At 42.7% G+C, this 22,657-nt stretch carries 17 protein-coding genes; 12 read left to right on the top strand and 5 right to left on the bottom strand.

All coding sequences use genetic code 11. From position 1 onward, the window contains the following. Positions 1-262 precede the first annotated feature (262 nt). Positions 263-859 carry a hypothetical protein gene (locus ACGF5R_RS10915; RefSeq protein WP_387690845.1) on the top strand — a complete coding sequence of 199 codons (597 nt, stop codon included), beginning with the start codon at positions 263-265 and terminating at the stop codon, positions 857-859. A gap of 251 nt (positions 860-1,110) precedes the next feature. Beyond that, complete coding sequence (gene tadA / locus ACGF5R_RS10910) at positions 1,111-1,620, top strand: tRNA adenosine(34) deaminase TadA (RefSeq protein WP_262980135.1); 510 nt, start codon at positions 1,111-1,113, stop codon at positions 1,618-1,620. A gap of 15 nt (positions 1,621-1,635) precedes the next feature. On the opposite strand, the gene ACGF5R_RS10905 is transcribed toward tadA, so the two are convergent. Further along, positions 1,636-3,942 (bottom strand): Orn/Lys/Arg decarboxylase N-terminal domain-containing protein, encoded by a 2,307-nt coding sequence (locus ACGF5R_RS10905; protein WP_262980134.1) that lies wholly within the window; start codon positions 3,940-3,942, stop codon positions 1,636-1,638. A 131-nt stretch (positions 3,943-4,073) separates the two neighbouring features. Then, on the bottom strand, positions 4,074-5,489 hold the full coding sequence (gene mltF, locus ACGF5R_RS10900; RefSeq protein ID WP_112876353.1) for a membrane-bound lytic murein transglycosylase MltF: 1,416 nt from the start codon (positions 5,487-5,489) through the stop codon (positions 4,074-4,076). 266 nt (positions 5,490-5,755) lie between these two features. On the opposite strand from mltF, the gene purL reads away from it, so the two are divergent. Next, complete coding sequence (gene purL / locus ACGF5R_RS10895; RefSeq protein ID WP_387690842.1) at positions 5,756-9,643, top strand: phosphoribosylformylglycinamidine synthase; 3,888 nt, start codon at positions 5,756-5,758, stop codon at positions 9,641-9,643. 199 nt (positions 9,644-9,842) lie between these two features. Here purL and ACGF5R_RS10890 read toward each other — a convergent pair whose 3' ends face one another. From ACGF5R_RS10890 to ACGF5R_RS10880, 3 genes are all read right to left on the bottom strand, one after another. Continuing rightward, positions 9,843-10,244: a type II toxin-antitoxin system MqsA family antitoxin gene (locus ACGF5R_RS10890; RefSeq protein WP_046397899.1), complete on the bottom strand. Its 402-nt coding sequence runs from the start codon at positions 10,242-10,244 to the stop codon at positions 9,843-9,845. Positions 10,245-10,259: 15 nt separating this feature from the next. Next, positions 10,260-10,556, bottom strand: a complete 297-nt coding sequence (locus ACGF5R_RS10885) for a type II toxin-antitoxin system MqsR family toxin (protein ID WP_112876351.1) — start codon at positions 10,554-10,556, stop codon at positions 10,260-10,262. A gap of 390 nt (positions 10,557-10,946) precedes the next feature. Beyond that, positions 10,947-11,546, bottom strand: a complete 600-nt coding sequence (locus ACGF5R_RS10880) for a short chain dehydrogenase (protein WP_262980132.1) — start codon at positions 11,544-11,546, stop codon at positions 10,947-10,949. A gap of 1,104 nt (positions 11,547-12,650) precedes the next feature. Here ACGF5R_RS10880 and ACGF5R_RS10875 point away from each other — a divergent pair. The 9 genes from ACGF5R_RS10875 (at position 12,651) to ACGF5R_RS10835 (ending at position 22,655) form a co-directional block, all read left to right on the top strand. Further along, positions 12,651-14,090 (top strand): HAMP domain-containing sensor histidine kinase, encoded by a 1,440-nt coding sequence (locus tag ACGF5R_RS10875; RefSeq protein WP_192880975.1) that lies wholly within the window; start codon positions 12,651-12,653, stop codon positions 14,088-14,090. Between the two features lie 3 nt (positions 14,091-14,093). Continuing rightward, entirely contained in the window at positions 14,094-14,939 is an 846-nt protein-coding gene (qseG, locus tag ACGF5R_RS10870) for a two-component system QseEF-associated lipoprotein QseG (RefSeq protein ID WP_262980131.1), read from the top strand. After that, positions 14,936-16,273 (top strand): two-component system response regulator GlrR, encoded by a 1,338-nt coding sequence (glrR, locus tag ACGF5R_RS10865; RefSeq protein WP_112876349.1) that lies wholly within the window; start codon positions 14,936-14,938, stop codon positions 16,271-16,273. Before qseG ends, glrR begins: the two co-directional genes overlap by 4 nt. A gap of 66 nt (positions 16,274-16,339) precedes the next feature. Further along, a complete protein-coding gene (locus ACGF5R_RS10860; protein WP_387690839.1) occupies positions 16,340-17,962 on the top strand; it encodes an NAD+ synthase in 1,623 nt (540 codons plus the stop codon). A 15-nt stretch (positions 17,963-17,977) separates the two neighbouring features. Next, complete coding sequence (gene glnB, locus ACGF5R_RS10855; RefSeq protein ID WP_011147501.1) at positions 17,978-18,316, top strand: nitrogen regulatory protein P-II; 339 nt, start codon at positions 17,978-17,980, stop codon at positions 18,314-18,316. A gap of 706 nt (positions 18,317-19,022) precedes the next feature. Continuing rightward, positions 19,023-21,053, top strand: coding sequence for a type VI secretion system tip protein VgrG (locus ACGF5R_RS10850; protein WP_387690837.1), 2,031 nt, complete (start codon positions 19,023-19,025; stop codon positions 21,051-21,053). A 90-nt stretch (positions 21,054-21,143) separates the two neighbouring features. Continuing rightward, positions 21,144-21,551 carry a DUF4123 domain-containing protein gene (locus ACGF5R_RS10845; protein ID WP_240000682.1) on the top strand — a complete coding sequence of 136 codons (408 nt, stop codon included), beginning with the start codon at positions 21,144-21,146 and terminating at the stop codon, positions 21,549-21,551. Continuing rightward, entirely contained in the window at positions 21,548-21,889 is a 342-nt protein-coding gene (locus tag ACGF5R_RS10840) for a hypothetical protein (protein WP_112876346.1), read from the top strand. The genes ACGF5R_RS10845 and ACGF5R_RS10840 overlap by 4 nt, the downstream gene beginning before the upstream one ends. A 1-nt stretch (position 21,890) precedes the next feature. Next, complete coding sequence (locus tag ACGF5R_RS10835; RefSeq protein ID WP_387690835.1) at positions 21,891-22,655, top strand: Tox-REase-5 domain-containing protein; 765 nt, start codon at positions 21,891-21,893, stop codon at positions 22,653-22,655. Positions 22,656-22,657: the final 2 nt, after the last annotated feature.

Raw genomic sequence — 22,657 nt, 5'->3', positions numbered from 1 at the left:
TAATGCCTGATTATATTGCCTTTAATAGAGTTGAAATTAATAAAATTAACTGAATTGTTTTCTAAATAGTGTTGTTTGTTTTTTTTAAAAGAGTTAGTTGTATTATGTTGTAATAATATTTTGTTATATTTTATTTAATAATATAATGATTAAAATAGATTTATTGATTGTTTGTACATTGATGTTAGCTTTGTATTTGAAAATTTCTATGTAAGTAAGTTCTTAGTAAATGAAATCTATTATTTTTTTGTGAGGAGGATAAATGAGTAATAAGAATGATTTTAAAGCTTTTTCTATTAATAATAATGCCAACGTAGTGAGTCAACCAGAATATGAAAAAAGTCAGAATTTACAAACTGGGTTTCCTCCAGAAAGTATTACTACTCACATGTTAAATAAGGCATTACGACAATCATCAACAATAGCCTCTGTCGTGGCTAATTTTATGTCCACGCAGTGTGGAAAGGATGTTTTGGATAATGGTGATTTGACAACACTTAATAAGACTTTTGCTGATTCATTAGAGTGTCACGCGAACAAAAAATTCCCCGGTAGTTTATCTCATAATGGTTATCAACAACTGCCGGGCGGATTAATACTTCAGTGGGGAAGGCATAATTTTACTCCATTAGCGATAAACAAAGTTATTTTACCAACACCGTTTAAGCATGGTTGTCTGAAGGTTTTTATGTCACCTGTTGGTGATTGGATATTTCCGATGTCAGCAGCACCTAACGGGACATTGAATACTTTTAACTCCTGGGTTGCCGCGCGAACGATTAATGCTTATGGAAGTGAAATCAGGTTATCTGCTAATGATACTTATGTATATGGAGATTATTTTGCAATCGGTTTTTAATTAATATTTTAGAATGAATAATAAGCTGAACTTGTTTCGGCTTATTATTTATTTAAAGGAAATGTAATGATGTCGTAAAATAGAGTTGTATTATATATTTAGTGGTTGATTTATGGGATGTTGTAGTAATAAGCGATATATAAAATTATCTCTGATGTATATGCCTCGTGGAATAATAAGAAAATATATCTGGAAAATAGGTAAAACAAATCGTTATAATTGTCCCTGATGTAATCAAATGAGATACCGCAGTGACTGAAAAATATAGTGATGAATATTGGATGCAGCAGGCCATCGAACGAGCAATGAAAGCGCAAGAGCAGGGGGAAATACCTGTTGGTGCTCTATTGGTTGCTGATAATAAAATCATCTCGGAAGGTTGGAATCAGTCTATTATCGCGCATGATCCTACCGCTCATGCTGAAATTATTGCGTTACGCAAAGGGGGAGAGCAGTTACAAAATTATCGTTTGATAAATACCACCTTATACGTCACGCTTGAGCCTTGTACTATGTGCGCTGGTGCTATAATACATAGCCGAATACAGCGGCTGGTTTATGGCGCCAGTGATATGAAAACTGGCGCCGTAGGTTCTTTGGTTGATATATTGCGCCATCCTGGCATGAATCATCAAATTGATATTACCAGTGGCGTGCTTGCTGAGGAATGTTCGACGATGTTGAGTGTTTTTTTCAAACAACGTCGGCTGCAACATAAAGCATTAAAAGCAGCCAGAAAACAGCAGGAAGAAAATCAATAGATATACCCTATGGATTCACTCTTTTAGTACCCATATATGGTACTCGCCGTTTATCATCTCTGCGCCTTCTAGGATTTTTTCAAAGCCTGGGAACTTGTTATTCCATTCACCGAGTTGGCGAATATATTGTAACCGGGGCGCATGTTCATCACCAAAACGTTCTCCCGGTAGGATTATTGGTATACCTGGTGGATAAGGAATGACACTCACAGCAGATATGCGCCCTGCCAGTTCATTAAGTGGTATATGTTCAGTGCGGCCTCCCATATGATCAAGGTGTGCTTGTCGGGGGAGTTTCACTATCTCAGGTAATTGGCTAAATGATTTCTTTTGCTCAATATCTATTTCATATTCTTTTATATATCCGAATATTTTATCCGAAATATCTTTGAGCCCCATATTTTCATAATATTCAGGGTATTGCTTCGCGAGTTTTGGCAAACATTGTTTAAGTGAAGTATTAGCGTCATAGTGTTTCTTGAAATTCAACAATACATTGATCAATGTTCCCCATTTACCTTTGGTGACGCCAATAGAAAACAGGCAAAGAACGATAAAATCGGTGGTACGTGCCGGCACAATATCATGCTGACTGAGATAAGCGGAAAGAATTTCGGCTGGAATGCCATTTTCCAGCAATTCATCATTATCATTCATTCCTGGGCATAAAATACCGACTTTTGTTGGATCTAGCAGGCACCATTCTTCTGATAGATTGGTAAATCCATGCCATTTGTCTCCCTCTTTTAATACCCAACAGGCAGGATCCGTTGCCAATTGTTCTCTGTTTGCTTCATGGAAAGGAATTAATTTACCGCTATCTGCGCTGATAATCTCTCTGGCATTCCAGGGTAAGAAGAACCAATCATCTTTTTGTTTAAATTGATGATGGGTTTTTGCTAATGTCAGACGGAAGTCTACGGCTTCATTAATCGCGTTTTGTATCAGTCTTTGCCCCTGTGGGCCATCCATCATGGCCGCTGCAATTTCATTAGTGGCGATAAGCGAATATAGCGGTGAAGTTGTGGAGTGCATCATATAAGACTCGTTGAAACGGGAATGTTCAACGGGTTTTTTACCATTGCGGATATGGATATAGGATGATTGTGATAGCGCTGCCAACATCTTATGTGTGGATTGAGTGGCAAATATTGTCGGGCCATTATTGTCAAAATCATTTGGGTCATCACGCATTGAGTAACGATGTTTATACATAGGATTAAAACGCGCATAAGCAAACCAAGCTTCATCAAAATGAATTTGATCAACACTTTTTGCTAGTAAATCTTGTGCTTGTTCTGCGTGATAACATATTCCATCATAAGTACAGTTGGTGATGACCGCATAAACAGGCTTATTGTCTATCGCGATCGCTTTTAATGGGTGTTGTTCAATAAGTTGTTGGATATATTCTGGTTGAAATTGATCTCTGGGAATGGGGCCAATAATACCATAGCGATTGCGTTGAGGAATAAGATATACGGGCAAAGCTCCAGTCATGATTAAACCTTGTCCAATAGATTTATGGCAATTGCGATCGCATATAACAATCTCTTTCTCACCAATAATGGCACCCATGATAATACGGTTAGAACCCGAAGTGCCGTTAAGAACGCAATAGCTTTGATGAGCACCAAAAATCGTTGCGGCATATTCTTCTGATTCTTTAATAGCACCTGTATGATCTAGCAATGAGCCAAGTATTTTTCTTTCTATTCCGATATCACTTCGGAATAAATTTTCCCCAAAGAAATTAATTAATTCTCTTCCTGCCGCTGTCTTAGTCAGTGCAACACCACCTTGATGCCCAGGAGCAGTCCAGGAATATTCTGGTGATTCTTGGGTGTATTGCAGTAATGCACGAGTGAAAGGCGGTAATAATTGAGCATAGTATTTCTTAATTAGCGAACTGGCGCGAGAAGCGATAAATCCAGCCGTGTCTTCAAGCATCCAGACGAATTCATTTGCCAATCCCATGACTTCAAGTGTCAGTGTGTCGATACTGGAATATTCCGCGGTCAACAATACCGGAATGGTTGTATTGTGTCTGCGTATTTCTTTCAGTAATTCTAAGACTTGTTTATGAGATTCATAGTTATTATCTCCTGAAGTCCAATCAACAAAAATACAGCATAGTGAGGAGTCAGAAGAAACGGTAGCTATGCCATCTTGGAATGTAGCAGCCAGGATAACAGCGAAATTGTTCTTTTTTAATGCTTCTATTAACTCTGTAAAGGCACGACCATTTGCCGTCGTCGGACTAAATACATGGCTGCTGACGACCATAATTTTGTTTTGTTCGTTAATGTCTAAATTAATCATGATTTATCCTTTGAGAGAGATAGTGTCCTGACGAATTTAGTATGGTTAGCTGAATTAGTTGTCAAACATAATATAACTGAGGATATATAATGGCTGTAATTGACTCCTTAGGGCCTTATATTTGTTTACTTTTATTTTGGTTGGTTTTCTTGGGGAATTAATTTTTTCCGGTTTTCTTTGGCCTGTAAATATCCGACTAAACTAAGCTGATAACGGCGAATATTTTCAATATAGCGATAAGCTTCATGTCCACGGGCATAGCCATAGGTGGTATTTGTATAATATTTTTTCTGGCTTAATAGTGGAATCCGTTTTTTGACATCGAGCCAGCTATCGGGATTTCCTTTCTGTGATGCCGTCAGTTTACGGGCATCTAACATATGTCCATAACCCATATTGTAAGCTGCCAGTGCAAACCAGATGCGTTCATCTTTAGGGATATTTTCAGGTAGTCGTTTCATTAAATTTTGCAGATAGATCGCCCCTCCCTTAATACTCTCCTCCGGATCAAGGCGATCAATGACGCCTAACCCTTTAGCCGTCTGACTGGTTAACATCATCAGGCCACGTACACCCGTGGGTGAGGTTGCCTGTGGGTCCCAATGAGACTCTTGCCAGGCAATGGCAGCGAGTAGTTGCCAACTGATATCACCGGAATATTTTTCAAATAGTGGCCGATAGGTAGGCAGAATATTATCGATGGCACTTAGAAAAGAGAGTGTATCGAAATAATCAAATGAGTGGACGTGACCAAAGTATTTCTCCTCCAATCGTGGCATGACATTTTTTTCCGTTAGCTGGCTGAAAAAATCCAGCATGGCAGCGTAAAGGCTGTAGTCGTCAATGCGTTTTAAATACCATGTCAGCGGATTATCTTCACTCACATCAAAAGCGACGGCCAGATTAGGGTGAGTACGTTGTTGCAACGCGACATTAATCGAGTCACCTAACGTATAATCCAGTTTACCTTCTGATACCTGTTCCAGTAGTTCGCGAGTGTTATATTGCTGTGTCTCCTTCCATTCGAGCTCAGGGAAGGAACTCGCTTTCATTTCTTTCAATGTGCTGGCATGAGCAGAACCAGAAGCGACTAGTAGTTTACCTTTTAAGTCTTTAAAAGAGCGGGGGCGTGGAGTTCCTTTGCGATAAATCAGTTGTTGGGATACAGAATAGTAGGCAGGACCTGTGCGGGTTTGATCCAGCCTTTCTTGATGATAAGTCAGGCCGGCGGCCAGAAAATCAGCTTCACCCTTTTCCAGGTCATCAAATAACTGATTGATATTTGTTCTAAATTTGATTTCTAATTTGACGCCAAGGTAATTAGCAAAGCGTTGTACCAGCTCGTAATCAAATCCATTTGGTTCTTTCTTACCGGTAAGATGGATCAGAGGTGAGCTAATGGTGCTGATCCGTAGCTCTCCTCTGGTAATGATCCTGTTAATCTGCTCCTGCTGTTTATTCGGCCAACTGATGTTCAGACTAATGATGGCGGCAGAAAAAAGAGCGATAACAATGATAACGAAATAATTTATTTTTATATTATTCAAATGGTTATCTCTGTATAACGCAGTGTGGTGCTATGTGGAAACGCGCTATATTGTTATGGTTAAATTTCCAGTGATTGAGCATTTTGCGGAACAAAAACGGGCTGTGCAACCTAATTGATACTATTTGCATGATTTGGCGATAGGATAATTGGCTGTAATAATCGTCACGCAAACGGTTTCGTCATGGGTTACAATCCTCTATAATGGCCTCATTTCCCCTTAGGCATCTATTAAGCTTTGCTTCTAAGATGAGAGAATTGATTACTATGAAAATTCTACGTGGTTCACCTGCTTTATCTGCATTTCGTATCACTAAACTCCTTTCTGTGTGCCAAGAACAGCAATTTCCGGTCAATGATATTTATGCGGAATATGTTCATTTTGCAGAGATTAATGCATCTTTGAGTGATGTTGATTCAGCAAAGTTACAACAATTACTAAAATATGGACCTTCGCTGGCTGAACATGAACCCCAAGGTACATTGCTGTTAGTCACACCTCGCCCGGGAACGATTTCCCCTTGGTCTTCCAAAGCAACCGATATTGCTCACAATTGTGGCCTGTCCCAGGTTGTGCGTCTGGAGCGTGGCCTGGCTTATTATATCCAGAGCGATGAAATGAGTGGTGCACAGTGGCAAATATTGTCATCACTGCTGCATGATCGGATGATGGAAACGGTCTTTACTCAATTGGAACAGGCGGAGAAATTATTTTCTCGTCAGCAACCCGTTTCGTTAAAACGCATTGATATTCTGCAAGCAGGACGCAGTGCGTTAGAAACTGCCAATATTGAACTTGGATTGGCGCTGGCCCCGGATGAAATTGATTATCTGATGGATGCTTTCCAGAAATTAGGGCGCAATCCAACAGATGTTGAACTTTATATGTTTGCTCAGGCTAACTCAGAACATTGCCGTCATAAAATCTTTAATGCTGATTGGATTATTGATGGTCAGACGCAGCCAAAATCGCTGTTCAAAATGATTAAAAACACCTATGAGCAGACTCCTGATTATGTCCTGTCAGCCTATAAAGATAATGCCGCTGTGATGGAGGGATCTTCTGTTGGCCGTTTCTTTGCCCGTGCGGAAAATGGTTCATATGATTACCATCAGGAGCAGGCTCATATTCTGATGAAAGTGGAAACGCATAATCACCCGACTGCAATTTCTCCTTGGCCGGGCGCATCGACAGGTTCTGGTGGTGAAATCCGCGACGAAGGGGCGACCGGTCGTGGGGCTAAGCCAAAAGCGGGTCTGGTGGGATTTTCGGTATCCAATTTGCGGATACCGGGTTTTGAACAGCCGTGGGAAGAGGATTTCGGTAAACCGGAGCGTATCGTTAGTGCTCTGGATATCATGATAGAAGGCCCTTTAGGTGGCGCGGCGTTTAATAATGAATTTGGTCGTCCGGCGTTGTTGGGTTATTTCCGTACCTATGAAGAAAAAGTCAACAGTCATAACGGCAGCGAATTACGTGGTTATCACAAGCCGATCATGCTGGCAGGCGGGATCGGTAATATCCGAGATGAACATGTCAAAAAGGGTGAAATTTCTGTTGGCGCAAAACTGATTGTGCTTGGTGGCCCGTCCATGAACATTGGTTTAGGTGGAGGGGCCGCATCTTCTATGGCATCGGGGCAATCCGATGCTGATCTGGATTTTGCTTCGGTACAACGCGATAACCCGGAAATGGAGCGCCGTTGTCAGGAGGTGATCGATCGCTGTTGGCAGTTAGGCGAAAACAACCCGATTCTGTTTATTCATGATGTGGGTGCTGGTGGGCTTTCCAATGCGATGCCTGAGTTAGTCAGTGATGGTGGTCGCGGTGGACGATTTGAGTTACGCAGAATTCTTAATGATGAGCCGGGAATGAGCCCGCTGGAAGTCTGGTGTAACGAATCACAAGAGCGTTACGTATTGGCTGTTGCGCCGGAACAACTTCCGCTGTTTGAGGAGATTTGTCGACGAGAGCGTGCACCTTACGCCATTATCGGTGAGGCAACAGAGGAACGTCATTTACTGCTTAATGATGAACATTTTGATAATCAGCCAATCGATATGCCTTTGGATGTACTGCTAGGTAAAACGCCAAAAATGTTGCGTAATGTCAGTACATTAAAAGCGAGGGGTGAAAGCCTTGAGCGTCGGGATATCGATCTGACAGAAGCTGTTAAACGCATTATGCATTTGCCGGCTGTGGCAGAAAAAACCTTCCTGATCACGATAGGCGATCGCTCTGTCACTGGCATGGTTGCTCGTGATCAAATGGTGGGTCCATGGCAAATCCCAGTTGCGGACTGCGCTGTTACCACCGCTAGCCTTGATAGCTACTATGGCGAAGCGATGTCCATGGGTGAACGTGCGCCGGTCGCTTTGCTGGATTTTGCTGCTTCTGCCCGAATGGCGGTCGGTGAAGCTCTGACCAATATCGCTTCTGCTTATGTCCAGGACTTAAAACGCATTAAACTTTCAGCTAACTGGATGTCTGCTGCGGGTCACCCTGGTGAGGATGCCGGTTTGTATGCGGCGGTTAAAGCGGTGGGTGAGGAGTTGTGCCCTGTGCTAGGGCTGACAATTCCGGTGGGTAAAGACTCCATGTCGATGAAAACCCGTTGGCATGACCAAGGTGAGGAGCGTGAGATGACGGCGCCTTTGTCACTGGTGATTACCGCTTTTGCCAGAGTGGAAGATGTTCGCCGTACAGTCACTCCTGAGCTTTCCACTGATGAAGATAATGCATTGTTATTAATCGATCTGGGGCAAGGAAAGAACACGCTGGGCGGTACCGCATTGGCACAAGTTTACCGTCAACTGGGTAATAAACCCGCAGATGTACGTAGTGCTGAACAATTGGCGGGTTTCTTCAATGCGATTCAGCAACTGATTTCGGAACAAAAATTACTGGCTTATCACGACCGCTCTGATGGTGGTTTACTGGTCACGTTGGCTGAAATGGCTTTTGCCGGCCATTGTGGCATTGAAGCTGATATCAGTGTGTTTGATGAAGATATTCTGGCGGCGCTCTTTACAGAAGAGTTGGGCGCTGTGGTTCAGATTCGAGCATCGGATAGAGGGTTAGTTGAAAGCGTTTTGGCAGAACATGGTCTGGCCGATTGCGTGCATTATCTGGGTAAAGCCAAAGCAGGTAATGATTTTGTTATCTTTAGTGGCAACACTGAAGTCTATCGCCAGAATCGCAGAACCTTGCGCTTATGGTGGGCAGAAACCACATGGCAAATGCAGCGTCTGCGCGATAACCCGGCGTGTGCAGATCAGGAACATCAGGCTAAACAGGATAATCAGGACCCTGGATTGAATGTAAAACTGACCTTTGATATTTCAGAAGATATTGCCGCGCCTTACATTTTGCAGCAGGTAAGGCCGAAGGTGGCTGTATTGCGTGAACAGGGCGTTAACTCCCATGTTGAAATGGCTGCGGCGTTCCACCGAGCTGGTTTCGAGGCGATTGATGTTCATATGAGTGATTTGTTGTCTGGACGTATTGGATTGAGCCAATTCCAGACACTGGTTGCCTGTGGTGGCTTCTCGTATGGTGACGTGTTGGGGGCAGGTGAAGGTTGGGCGAAATCAATACTGTTCAATGAGCGTGTTCGTGATGAATTTGCTGCTTTCTTTGCACAACCTGATACATTGGCGCTTGGTGTTTGTAATGGTTGCCAGATGATGTCTAACTTGCGGGAGTTGATCCCGGGTGCAGAACATTGGCCGCGTTTTGTACGTAACCGTTCAGAGCGCTTTGAAGCACGATTCAGTTTAGTGGAAGTGGCTGACAGCCCGTCACTGTTCTTGCAAGATATGGTAGGTTCTCGTATGCCGATTGCGGTTTCTCATGGGGAAGGGCAAGTGGAATTCCGAGATAGACAGCATCTTGAGATGCTTGAAAGCAGCCGGTTAGTGGCGCTGCGTTATGTGAATAACTATGGGCAGGTTACGGAAAACTATCCGGCTAACCCAAATGGTTCAGTGAATGGCATTACCGCAGTTACCAGCCTTGATGGCCGGGCAACTGTTATGATGCCTCATCCAGAAAGGGTATCTCGCACGGTGAATAATTCGTGGCATCCAGAGGAGTGGAGCGAAGATGGCCCGTGGATGCGAATTTTCCGTAATGCTCGTAAGCAGTTAGGGTAATCAGGCGGTTTTTTTAGGCGATAGTATAGATTGGCTTCATTGAGATTCTTTGTTTCGTAACTGACATGAGATCACAATTGAAGCCATTTTTTTATTTGTTTTAGCATTCCATCCAGAGGTATAAATGGCTATGTTTGGATGGCTTGGTGATAGACCTATTAATTAAGGGGTTGGAGTCCAATAGAACGAATAGAAAGAATCACATCATCCTGACCTCAGAGAGTAAATCGGGGTGACGATCCAACACTTTAAGCAACTTCACTAAAGCTAAAGATGGCTTGGTTTTGCCGTTTTCATAGCGCGAGAAAGCATTGATGCCGCCGCCGAAGATTTCAGAAGCTTCCCGCTGATCAAGCGCGAGCTTCTTACGTACTCTGGCAATGAACTTGGGATCGACTATGGCCGCGTTGACTTGCTTCGAGAATGTCCGCATTTCGCACATGACGCGTTCTGATTCCGCAGCATCCAAAATAGATTCGGCGCAGGCAGGGCAGAAGTCGCCTGTTACCGCAGAAATGATTGTGGTTTCGCCCTTGTAAGTATAGGGCAGATCGCGGGTGTCATGGATAAGTTCCGCTGCACCGCAAACAGGGCATTTCATGTTCATAGCTCCTATTTATAACTCTTTGAAGGACACGATCAGCACGTCATCAATGACCGTCAGTTTCAGATACACGTCGCCTGCCTGTATACTTGGTCGGTACACGTCTTGCCAGACAGTGTGATCAGAATAAGTAGTCATACTCTTGTAGAAGTCTGCTGGAGTGAGCGCCATCACCACGGCCAACATATCGGAGAACTCAAGCCCCAACTCATTCGCACCGACTCGCGCTGCATGTGTGGTACGTACCTTTCCAGCTTCAATCATGGCCTTGACCACTGATAACTTACAATGTGGGGTTCGTTTTTCCATATGAGCGGATATTAACCTAGTTGGTTAGTATAATGCAATAATTTGATCTTAGTGGTAAGTATTAGCGTTATATCAAAGGTTTAGAGATAGAACCCCCCATCAATCTTTATCGGAGCGCTTAATATAGAAGTCTTTTAGACTTATAAAATAAGATTCCAAAATAGTGCTATATCTTATACTACTCATAATTTTATCTATACCCGTCATCTTTCAAGTTGCCTCTTTGTTGGCTGCACTCACTCACCCCGGTCACATCGTTATCTATGCTCCCGGGGATTCTCTCCCTTGCCGTCGCGATGCATCTTGAAATCCATAGGGTATATAATAATGAGTTGAAGAAAGCCATGTGTAGCAGAATTATGAAACGTTATTTATATTCTTTTTTCTGAATTAATAAACTTCGTAGTTTTGTCCGGTTTGAGCTCCGTCGACACTTTTCCTAAAAGCAAGAGCTACACGGCTTGCAGGAACAGCGTTAAAACCTGGGAAAAACTCACTGTATTTATCTAATGATTCCTGTAAGACATTAGGGCTAACGCTGTTTATGCGAATTCCCCTTGGCATTTCAATTGCTGCACATTTTACAAATGCCTTGACACCACCATTTGCCATAGCTGCTGATGCTCCTTGTAGGATAGGGTCGTCCATTATAATTCCAGTTGTTAAAGTAAAACTTCCGCCATCGTTAATATAGTCCATTCCTAACAGTACTAGGTTAATTTGGCCTTTAAGTTTACTGTTTATTCCTATTTCGTTTAACTCTGGAGTTAATTCTGAAATTGATCCAAAATGCGCGCTACCTGTTGCACTGACTACGGCATCAACTTTTCCAATTTTTTCATACATACGCTTAATACTATCAACGGAAGTGATATCGACTATAACATCTAAACCATTCCTTCCAGCACGAATGACTTCGTGATTTTTTTCTAATTCTTCCGAGATTGCTTTTCCTATTGTACCGCTTGCTCCAATAACAATAACTTTCATTTCTATTTACCCTTTTCTACATTAATGAAATTTTTGTGACTACATCGTTGCATGATGAATATTACTTTTAACTCGAATATGCTGAACTGATGCGAAAAAGGGTGAGCAGAAATTGCACACCTTTTTGTCAGTCATTGTTGATTAAATTCCGTAGGCTATTTCGTAGTTCATCAGGGGATACTACTCGTCCCGATTTTATATTTTTTTCAGCAAGAGAAAGTAGGCATAGCAAGGCTATTTGTTTTTGCTGCATCTCAAATTGAGTCAGATCTTGAACCATATATAGCGGTTCCTCGTTTTGGGTTTGACACATATTTTCCTCCGAATGGAGACCTATTTGCTTCTATCTACGATGGTACATCATTGGCTGATAAAGGCCAGATATATAGACCATTGACATGATATCAGTGCTGGTGATTCAGATGTGAAAGTCTTATATCAGTGAATTCCTAGGCGTTTAGATGCCCAATTGCTCCATTGTCTCAATTACCCGACAAACAGGTGTTATGGGTGTCTCAAAAAGGAGACATTTAATTGTTTGATTTTAATCTATTTTTATTTTCATGATTTTAGGTGTCTTTAATTGGCGACAAAAAATAAATTTTACTCATACCGGAAAAGAAACTGTTAGGTTGCTGAAACGTTACGTTTAACTTTTTCTAAAGTAAAAACAGCTAGTTATAATTAAAATTTTAATATTGGCATAGAATATGCATTAAGTTGGCACAGTTGCTCATTCAACTTCTTATGTCGGCCCACATTTAGGTGGAGAGATGCCACATAAACCATCGAATGATGCCAGAGTAAGGTGCCTACCGTCCAACTCAGTGATATCGCTTTCGAGCCTTATCAAACATCGGGCGACACGTGGAGTGAGGCACCAACCTATGTCTGACTGTTGTAGATAAACAGCGGGCATGCGTTATCCTCACTGGCGGGATAGTAGCAAAAACTATTATTCCGCCGTCATCGCCCAGGTGTTTACCTGCCTCTTTGTACTGTTTGCGTCTTACACTGATTTTCAGTCACAGCAAAATTTATCAACCGATGGGTTTTTCTATCAGCCTTTTGTCGGTTAGCATGAGTGTACTGACAGGTTACGAGATGATTTCCTTGAAAAAATGGCGTTTATTTCCGCGCTCATTGCGCCAATTAGTTGTCATGGCTTTCTGGCTGGTGTTATTGCCGTTGTTGGTTTTGGCTTATCAGGCTTATCAGAGTCTTGATCAACTCAGTGAGCAAGCGGCTGATATAAACCGTACCACGCTAGCGGATGCCCGCCGCAGTGAGGCTATGACAGGTATTGCGTTGGAGATGGAACGCAGTTACCGCCAGTATTGCGTGTTAGGGGATAAAACGCTGAAAAACCTCTACCAAAGGCAATATCAGCAATACCTTAAGATGCTGAAAGATCAGATGGTTATACTTGATGATCAACAGTATATTAAGACGCTTAACGATTTGCTGTCGCAGTTAACAAAAATCGCTTGTCTCAATAGTGAACCTACCCAACCTGCCGCTCAATTACTTGAGCAATTCTCCAATGCTAATAGCCAGATGGTACAGGCTACCCGTGATGTTATTTTCAGCCGAGGAGAACAGTTACAGAGAGATATTGCTGAAAAAGGGCAATTTTTTGGCTGGCAGAGTCTCATTTTATTTCTACTGAGTGCGTTATTGGTCGCGTTATTTACTCGCATGATTATCGGGCCGGTTAAAGGGATTGAACGCATGATTAACCGATTGGGAGAAGGGCAATCATTAGGCGTTCGCATAGATTCTTTTCAGGGGCCGCGAGAACTCCGCTCTTTGGCGCAACGGATTATCTGGCTCAGTGAACGCTTGGCTTGGTTGGAATCACAGCGCCATGAGTTCTTACGTCATATTTCTCATGAACTGAAAACACCGCTGGCAAGTATGCGGGAAGGGACAGAATTACTGGCTGATGAAGTGGCAGGGCCATTAACGGCTGATCAGCAAGAAGTGGTTGCTATTCTTGATAATAGTAGTAAACATTTACAGCAATTGATCGAGCAATTACTGGATTATAACCGTAAACTGGCAGATGGTCCGACGGAGCAACAGCAGGTTTCTCTGCGGGAAATTGTTAATGAAGTGGTTTTATCACACAGTTTACCCGCGAGATCGAAGAATATTCAGACGGAAATCCAGCTTGATACTGATATTTTATGGGCAGAGCCTACACTATTAATGCGGGTTATTGATAATCTCTACTCTAATGCGGTGCACTATGGTGCCGAATCCGGTAACATCTGGGTTTCAAGTCGTCAGATTGGCGAATATGTTCAAATTAATGTTGCTAATACAGGTACGCCAATCCCTGAATCAGAACGCAGTATGATTTTTGAACCGTTCTATCAGGGAACGCTCCAGCGTAAAGGTGCAGTGAAAGGCAGTGGTCTTGGGCTAAGTATTGCGCAGGATTGTATTAAGCGTATGGAGGGCGAACTGATATTGATTCAGAGCGAATTTGCTGACGTATGTTTTCGTATTAAATTGCCATTAGCTGCTGAGAATGAATAAATAATGCATAACAGGTCTACTTACCGTTTTGTACGAAAGACGGATCGGCAGAATATTGCAGTACAACTTGGGAAAAACGTATTGGTTGCCAGATTGTTATTACCACGAGTTTCAGTTTGGGGTTTTAGCATGATTCTGCTGATCTTCGTTGTTTTTTTATTGGCGGGTTGCGTTAAAAATCCGGTTAATAATAATTTAGCGACAGTTACTCAAATGGTAATACCAGAGCAACGGGTAACGGATTACCGTATTGCCGAGTGTGAGTTAATGTGGGATTTAGAGACGCTGCCATCGATTGAGAATGCGCTTTACTGGCTGCGACTGATGGATTGTTCAGATCGCCTGACATCAGCGAAAGCACGTAATATGGCGAAATACACGCTTCCGGTTACTTGGGATATGGCTTTTAAACAAAGTATCTTACTTAACAGTGCCGGGCCTACATTGTCTGAGCGTCGGAAGATGATTGAAAACTTCAACAAATACAGGTTGAAATTCCCAGATCCGTTGCGACCGTTATTACAGTTATGGCGTGAGCAGCAGGTTCAGCAAATTGCAGTGGCTGAGGAGCGGGCAAAATTCCAAAAATTACAGGCAGATACGGATAATAAACTTGATCGTCTGCGTGAAAGTCGTGCACGGTTGGAATTTGAGCTACAGCAAACTTCTCGTAAACTGGAAAATCTGACAGATATTGAACGTCAGCTCTCTTCCCGTAAACAAAATCAGGGGAGTGCTGGCTCAGGCAATTTGGATAAACATGTTGAAACGCCAGAAACGACGGCATTACCTAACAAAAATAGTACGCCAAACAGTACCTCTGAATCAGATAAAGGAGCAGCACCATGACAGCGCGTAAACCAGCCCATCTTCTTCTGGTTGATGATGATCCTGGTTTGTTGAAATTGTTGGGAATGCGTCTTACCAGTGAAGGCTTTCGTGTCACAACCGCAGAAAGTGGCGGTGAAGCGTTGAGATTGTTAACTAAAGAAAAAATCGATTTGGTGATCAGTGACCTGCGTATGGATGAAATGGATGGTATGGCGCTGTTCGCTGAAATCCAGAAGCAACAACCGGGTATGCCAGTTATCATTCTGACGGCTCATGGCTCAATTCCAGAGGCAGTAGCGGCCACTCAACAGGGTGTCTTTAGTTTTCTGACTAAACCAGTTGATCGGGATGCGCTTTATAAAGCGATTGATGGCGCATTGGCGTTATCCACGCCTGCCAGTGATGAACAGTGGCGGGAGCAGATAGTTACCCGCAGTCCTGCTATGTTGCGCTTGTTGGAGCAGGCGCGAATGGTTGCCCAATCTGATGTCAGTGTACTGATAAACGGTCAGAGTGGTACGGGGAAGGAAGTGCTAGCCCAGGCAATTCACCGCGCCAGTCCACGGGCGAAAAAGCCATTTATCGCGATTAACTGTGGTGCTTTGCCGGAACAACTCCTTGAGTCAGAACTGTTTGGTCATGCTAAAGGGGCATTTACCGGTGCGGTCAGCAGCCGTGAAGGGTTATTCCTTGCTGCACAGGAGGGAACCCTGTTTCTTGATGAAATCGGTGATATGCCGCTGGCTTTGCAGGTTAAATTATTGCGCGTATTGCAGGAACGTAAAATACGCCCGCTCGGAAGTAACCGTGATCTGGATATTGATGTACGGATTATCTCAGCGACTCACCGTGATTTACCGAAGGCTATGGCAAAAAATGAGTTTCGCGAAGATCTCTATTACCGCCTAAATGTGGTGAACTTGAAAATTCCAGCTTTGAATGGCCGGGTTGAAGATATTCCTTTATTGGCGAATCATCTGTTGCGTGAATCAGCGAAGCGTCATAAACCTTTTGTCCGTAGTTTTTCAGTTGATGCGATGAAATGCCTGATGGCGGCAAGTTGGCCTGGCAATGTGCGTCAGCTTGTTAATGTGATCGAACAGTGTGTTGCGCTGACTACTGCGCCGGTTATTAGTGAAGCCTTGGTTATGCAGGCCCTGGAAGGGGAAAATACAGCGTTACCCACTTTTGTAGAAGCCAGAAATCAGTTTGAACTGAATTATCTGCGTAAATTACTGCAAATGACCAAAGGTAATGTGACTCATGCGGCGCGTATGGCGGGGCGTAACCGGACTGAATTCTACAAATTACTGGCGCGTCATGAGTTAGATGCGAATGATTTTAAAGAATAACTTCTCTGCTGTTCAGGAAGTTTTTACACTGGTATAAAGATTGGTGGCTTGGGAGAGCCAAATTGTATGAGCCGTACTCTTAATATTGCCCTTGCACAGCTTAATTGGATGATTGGCGACATTGAAGGCAACTGTGAACGTATGTTGCAGACAGTACAGGAACAACAGCACCAAGGTGCTGATTTGGTGATGTTTTCTGAACTGGCGATATCCGGTTATTCCCCAGAAGATCTATTATTTCGGGCTGATTTTCATCAGCGTTGCCGTGAGCAATTAGCACGTTTACAGGCGGCCAGTTGTCAAACGGCTATTTTAGTTGGTCATCCTTGGGAGCAGGACGGGGAGATTTACAACGCACTTTCCTTATTCTGGCAAGGGGAGATCTTGGCCCGTTATTTCAAGCAACGGTTACCCAATTATGGTGTTTTCGATGAGAAACGCTATTTTAAAGCGGGCAATCAAAGCTGTGTTGTGCCATTTAGGGGTTACAATCTCGGCTTATTGATTTGTGAAGATTTATGGTTTGATGAGCCGATTGATGCTTTGAAACAGGCTGGTGCAGACTTAGTTCTTTCTATCAACGCTTCTCCATATAATCGAGAAAAACCTTATATCCGTTATGAACTGATTAGAGAACATTGCCAACGTACAGATTTACCCATGATTTATCTTAATCAGGTTGGTGGTCAGGATGAGCTGATTTTCGATGGCTGTTCTAAAGTTTTTAATGCAAGTGGTGAAATGACTCATCGGTTAGCCGCATTTAATGAACAAATCCAACAATGCCGCTTTAATGAATTAGGGATTGAACCTATGGTTAATCCGGCACCCGAATTACCGCCATTGCAGCAGGTGTATCAAGCATTAGTCCTTTCAGTACATGATTACGTGCGCAAAAATGGCTTTCAAGGCGTGTTGTTAGGCTTATCCGGGGGGATTGACTCTGGCTTAACGTTGGCAATTGCTGTTGATGCATTGGGTAAAGATCATGTTCAGGCTGTTATGATGCCATTTCGCTATACATCTGAAATGAGTATAGAGGATGCTAAAGAACAAGCTGACATGTTGGGTGTTGAGTTTAATGTGGTGTCGATCGAACCGGTGTTTGATGCATTTATGGCACAATTCGAACCTCTATTTGCGGGTACGGTCAAAGACACCACCGAAGAGAATTTACAGGCGCGTTGTCGTGCCGTTATTCTGATGGCGATGTCTAATAAACGCCATCGTCTCGTGCTAACGACCAGTAATAAGAGTGAATCAGCGGTGGGATATTCCACATTATATGGTGATATGGCGGGTGGTTTTAATGCGCTGAAAGATGTACCGAAAACATTGGTATTTGAATTAGCAAAATATCGTAATACCGTTTCGCCAGCGATACCTCAAAGAGTCATTGATCGTCCGCCATCGGCAGAATTGGCGCCTGGGCAGCTTGATCAGGACAGTTTACCGCCTTATGACATTCTGGATGATATTCTGGAAGGTTATGTGGAACAGGATAAGTCGGTTGATGAGCTGGTGGCAGCGGGGTTTGATGAGCAGATTGTACGTAAAGTTGTTCGTTTGGTTGATATCAACGAATATAAACGTCGTCAGGCTCCGGTGGGTCCGCGTATTACGCACCGTAATTTTGGTAAAGACAGACGTTACCCGATTACCTCTGGTTTCGGCCGTAAAAATTGGTAACAACAGGAAAACTTCATGAAAAAGATTGATGCGATTATCAAACCTTTCAAACTAGATGATGTGCGTGAAGCTCTGGCGGAAGTGGGTATCACCGGAATGACGGTAACAGAGGTGAAAGGTTTTGGGCGCCAAAAAGGTCATACAGAGCTGTATCGCGGTGCGGAATATATGGTGGATTTTCTGCCAAAAGTGAAAATAGAAATTGTCGTGCCAGATGATATTGTCGATACCTGTGTTGAAACCATTATGCAGACGGCACAGACCGGGAAGATCGGTGATGGTAAAATATTTGTATTCGACGTGGCGCGTGTTGTGCGTATCCGTACTGGTGAGCAGGACGAAGAGGCGATTTAGTCCAATTTAAATTTTTAGGGTGGTGATAGGTGGATAAAATCTATGGTCACCCTCGATAAAAATCGCCGGAGTTTTCGATAATTAATTGTTAAAGCAAAATAGGATATTTGCATATAGAATCAACATATTGGTTAATATAGAAAATATTGAGAATGTAGTAAGGACCCTGTCAATATAATATAAATATTAGATAAATATATTAATCAGCAATAACCAGTGATGTGGTTAATTAAATAATTATTTGAAAATACAGTATAAATTAATTGTTCTTAAGGTGGCCGTATGCCGTTTTGATAAATAAATTTATCTTTTGTAAATTACGCATCATATTGATGCGTGACAATATTTTCTCAATTGCTGAATGTGTTTTAAATCAATTATCAATCATCTAACCTCAATGACTATTATCAATTTAAATTTATTGGGAGAATTTAAGGCTATCTTTAAAAAACCGATTAAAGATGATGCTTGAGATAATCAAAGCATCTATGTCACATGGCGCTGTTTGGGATATGGATGATAACAGAGTTGCTGAAAGTTCGTTTGAAAGTTACCAAACTCCACTGTGGTGCCAATGTTGTATTTCATCATATTTTCTTATGATCTTATTGCCTGATTGATTAAAAAACATCATAATTGATTCTTTTGTGATCATTTCGTGTGGGTATATTGCGGACTGACAACTCAATTATAGGTAATAGTGCTTATGGTTAATGATCTTAATGTGGAACGAACCGGACTTGTTTTTACTCTCACAGCCGGTAATCTCCCTGTGAAAACTTTTGCTGTGGTTGAATTTACACTGAATGAAGCCTTGTCAACGCTATTCAGTTTGCAAGCCACACTAACTTGTGCCAATCCAGACATTGATTTTGCGGATGTTCTGGATAAATACGCTACATTGACCGTTTATCGTGACGGGCAGGTTGAGCGTTATATCACCGGGATTGTGACTCATTTTGTGCAGGAAACAACGGGCCGTTATCGTAGTTGTTACTACCTGACCCTCCATCCTTCCTTGTGGCGTGCCGGATTGCGGGTTAACTCCCGTATTTTTCAGAATAAATCCGTTACCGATATTATTGATAGGTTATTGAAAGAAAATGGCGTTCGTCAATTCTCTTGTCTATTGCGTTATGAACATCCAGCGCGGGAATTCTGCGTTCAGTACGATGAGAGTGATTTGGCTTTTTTACAGCGTCTATTAGCTGATGAAGGGATCTTTTATTACTATCACTTTGATCAGGGTAAGGGCGAGCCGACAATGGTTTTTGTCGACTCTTATGCCAAGAATGGCTCTCTTTCACTGCCCTACAACCCAGAACTTGATGCCACCGGCAACCAGTGTTGCATTAGCCAGTTTCGTTGGGGGGAAAGGGTGGGCATTGCTGAAGTTTCGGTGAGAGATTACACATTTAAACATCCCCGGTGGTATGCTGATTTTCAGTTCCATGAGAACCATAGGTACATCAATAATCAGCGTTCGGATTTAAATAGCTACTATTACTATGACTTTCCTGGACGTTATAAAGATGCAAATGGGCAACGGATAAGTCAGTACCGGTTGGAGGCGTTGCGTAATGATGCTTTGCTCGGCAGTGGGCAAAGTGACAGTTTTGCTCTCTTGCCGGGCATGTGGTTTACGCTTACTGATCATCCGAAAGAAAAATTTAATGCACCGTGGCAAATAATCCAAATTACTCACCGTGGCCATCAACCTCAAGCAGATGAATCTCATTTTGATAGCAGAGGGACGACTTTGACGAATGGTTTTACCTTTGGTAGTCCCAACCGGGTATGGCGTCCCTTGCCTTACCCCAAGCCAAGTATTGATGGCCTGCAAATTGCCACCGTGGTGGGGCCAGAGGGAGAAGAAATATTTTGTGATGAATATGGACGGGTACGGGTGCAATTTGCCTGGGATCGGTATGGCAAGCTTAATGATCAAAGTTCTTGCTGGATAAGAGTTAGCCAAGCTTGGGCTGGACACGGTTGGGGAATGATTACCATCCCGCGTGTTGGTCAGGAAGTGCTGGTTGATTTTATGCATGGCGATCCTGACCAGCCGATTATTACTGGACGAACCTATAATGCCGTCAATATCCCACCGAACCGTTTACCGATGGCAAAAACGCAAATGTTAATCCGATCAAAAACCCATAAAGGGGAAGGGTTTAATGAACTGCGTTTTGACGATGATAAAGGCGATGAAGAAATCTATATTCATGCTCAGAAGAATATGAAAACTGAGATTTTAAACGATGAAATGGTCAATATTGCACATAATCGGACTCATCATATTAAACACGACGCTCACTTACGTGTTGATAATGAATATCGTGTTCTGGCGAAGCATGATATTTCCGTTTCAACCGGGCAAAAACTTCATATCAAAGCTGACGATGCGTTGTTGGTACAAAGTGGAAATGAAATTCATCTCAGTTCCGGGGCGAAGGTGGTTATTGATGCCGGCAGTGAGCTCACCTTACAGGCTGCGGGGCATTTTATTAAAATTGATGCCAGTGGTATCAGCAGTAGTGCCGGGATTAGTTTTGCCAGTGGAACACCGGGCACAGGTTCGGGTTGGGGAGGAAAACTGCCGGATATGCTGGATAAACTGAAACAGGTCAGCGCTGAAATATCCACTCCTGTTGCTAAAGCACTACTTAAAGAAATTTGTCTCAGTTGTTTGATGAAAGCTGAGCTTGAAGAAGCAATAACCGTTATCCGGGGGTAATTATGACACCTGAATTAAGCGAAAAACTGGTTAATTATCAGAAAGAACATCTCGGCGTTCGGCTTTATGCGTTGGTGAATGGTTTGCAATATGAGCTGTTTTGGTGAAGAAATTAATTATATCGCGGGTATCAACAACCCACTATTCCGGCACTATCCAGATTCAAAAGTTGCGTTTGCAGGCCCGTGGCTGTTTGATATGGAATACGCTCATCAGTGGCAAGATAAATTATCAACCCTTGAAGAAACATATCCGGCAGTATCATGGCTGTTAACCGCTCTATCATTAGATAAGTTGACCCACCATCTTGTGCCATATTTGAATATTCAATTGCCGACAAAACAGGCGGCACTGCTACGTTTTTATGATCCCCGTATTTTGCATCGCATCAGTGACATTTTTAGCCATGAGCAATTGTCTGCATTTACGCATTGTATTGATAAATGGGTTTATCAATACAATACCACTTATTATTCGGTGTCAGGAGCTCCATTATGATTGAATTGACTCAGGAACAATTTGATATTATCACCAAACTGGAAAAACAGACGGTGATTGATCGTATACAGGCTGAACTTCTTACCAAACATGCGGGTTTAATTCCTTCCCCATCTTCGCTGAACGAACGGCTAATGGCCGCTTATGATTATTTGCTGACATTAAACTTTCAGGATAAATATTTGATTCAATCCTATTTATCTCTGGTTGCGTTTAATCCTGATTTTCAGCACGCCTTGCCAATCAAGACAGCCTTGGAATCCCCTGACCAAAAATCCGAGCAGCAGTTTAAAGATATTCTTTGTATTGCAAAAAATAAGATAAACAGGAGACGTTAATATGCCAATACCGTTATTAGCCCCTGTCGCCGTGGGTGCGGCTGAATATGTCGCAAGCGCCTGTGCCGGGGTATTAATTGCAGTCGGTATTATGGAAGCCGGTAAAGATAAATCCGTTATAGACGATGACGACATTCACCATAAGAAAACGGATTTTGTGATAAGCCCTGAAATCACCGACGAAGATCGAAATATCGTCTGGAGCGCCGAAGCGCATGCGGATTTTTGGGAGGATGATGATTTAGGGGATGAATTTGTTGATACCAGTGCGGTTCAAACTAAAGCCCAGTCTGAAACGGAAGAATGTGAAAAAAAGGAAACTAAAAAAGCGTGCAAGGCTTGCCTTGCTATTCCGGTGACAAGTGAAAAATATCGTAAGGTTAGTCGCTGGAGCGCTATCACGATTAACTATCAGCGATTTATTGCGAAAACTAAATATAACCCGGTCACACAAATGATCCAGGAATTTCAATGCCTGAAAGTGACGTTTGATGGCTGGCGGCCAGCATATTGCCTGTTTCTGGAGGCTAAAGCGCGGTATGACCAGTTTTTTAAGAGTGATGAGGAACCTAAGAAATGGTGGAAAGGTGTTTTTTCAGCCATAAGGCAAGCCCAAAGGCATCAAACAGTCTGTAACGTTTTGGATGGTACCCCTCATGTGGAATGGCACTTTTTACAGCCGATTAGTTATGAATATTTTAAAGTGCAATTTAGTGATCATAAAAATATCAGTGTTCACTATACCCCCTGCGATAGTTTCTTTTAATT

This window comes from Photorhabdus sp. RM71S, assembly GCF_042879355.1.
Taxonomy (GTDB): Bacteria; Pseudomonadota; Gammaproteobacteria; order Enterobacterales; family Enterobacteriaceae; genus Photorhabdus; species Photorhabdus kayaii.
This window is presented reverse-complemented; position numbering and strand designations above follow the sequence as displayed.

Coding starts and splice junctions, on each gene's coding strand:
- ACGF5R_RS10915 (WP_387690845.1), top strand. CDS start 263: ATGAGTAATAAGAATGATTTTAAAGCTTTTTCTATTAATAATAATGCC.
- ACGF5R_RS10905 (WP_262980134.1), bottom strand. CDS start 3,942: ATGATTAATTTAGACATTAACGAACAAAACAAAATTATGGTCGTCAGC.
- purL (WP_387690842.1), top strand. CDS start 5,756: ATGAAAATTCTACGTGGTTCACCTGCTTTATCTGCATTTCGTATCACT.
- ACGF5R_RS10890 (WP_046397899.1), bottom strand. CDS start 10,244: ATGAAATGCCCTGTTTGCGGTGCAGCGGAACTTATCCATGACACCCGC.
- ACGF5R_RS10885 (WP_112876351.1), bottom strand. CDS start 10,556: ATGGAAAAACGAACCCCACATTGTAAGTTATCAGTGGTCAAGGCCATG.
- ACGF5R_RS10880 (WP_262980132.1), bottom strand. CDS start 11,546: ATGAAAGTTATTGTTATTGGAGCAAGCGGTACAATAGGAAAAGCAATC.
- ACGF5R_RS10875 (WP_192880975.1), top strand. CDS start 12,651: ATGATTTCCTTGAAAAAATGGCGTTTATTTCCGCGCTCATTGCGCCAA.
- qseG (WP_262980131.1), top strand. CDS start 14,094: ATGCATAACAGGTCTACTTACCGTTTTGTACGAAAGACGGATCGGCAG.
- glrR (WP_112876349.1), top strand. CDS start 14,936: ATGACAGCGCGTAAACCAGCCCATCTTCTTCTGGTTGATGATGATCCT.
- ACGF5R_RS10860 (WP_387690839.1), top strand. CDS start 16,340: ATGAGCCGTACTCTTAATATTGCCCTTGCACAGCTTAATTGGATGATT.
- glnB (WP_011147501.1), top strand. CDS start 17,978: ATGAAAAAGATTGATGCGATTATCAAACCTTTCAAACTAGATGATGTG.
- ACGF5R_RS10850 (WP_387690837.1), top strand. CDS start 19,023: ATGGTTAATGATCTTAATGTGGAACGAACCGGACTTGTTTTTACTCTC.
- ACGF5R_RS10845 (WP_240000682.1), top strand. CDS start 21,144: ATGAGCTGTTTTGGTGAAGAAATTAATTATATCGCGGGTATCAACAAC.
- ACGF5R_RS10840 (WP_112876346.1), top strand. CDS start 21,548: ATGATTGAATTGACTCAGGAACAATTTGATATTATCACCAAACTGGAA.
- ACGF5R_RS10835 (WP_387690835.1), top strand. CDS start 21,891: ATGCCAATACCGTTATTAGCCCCTGTCGCCGTGGGTGCGGCTGAATAT.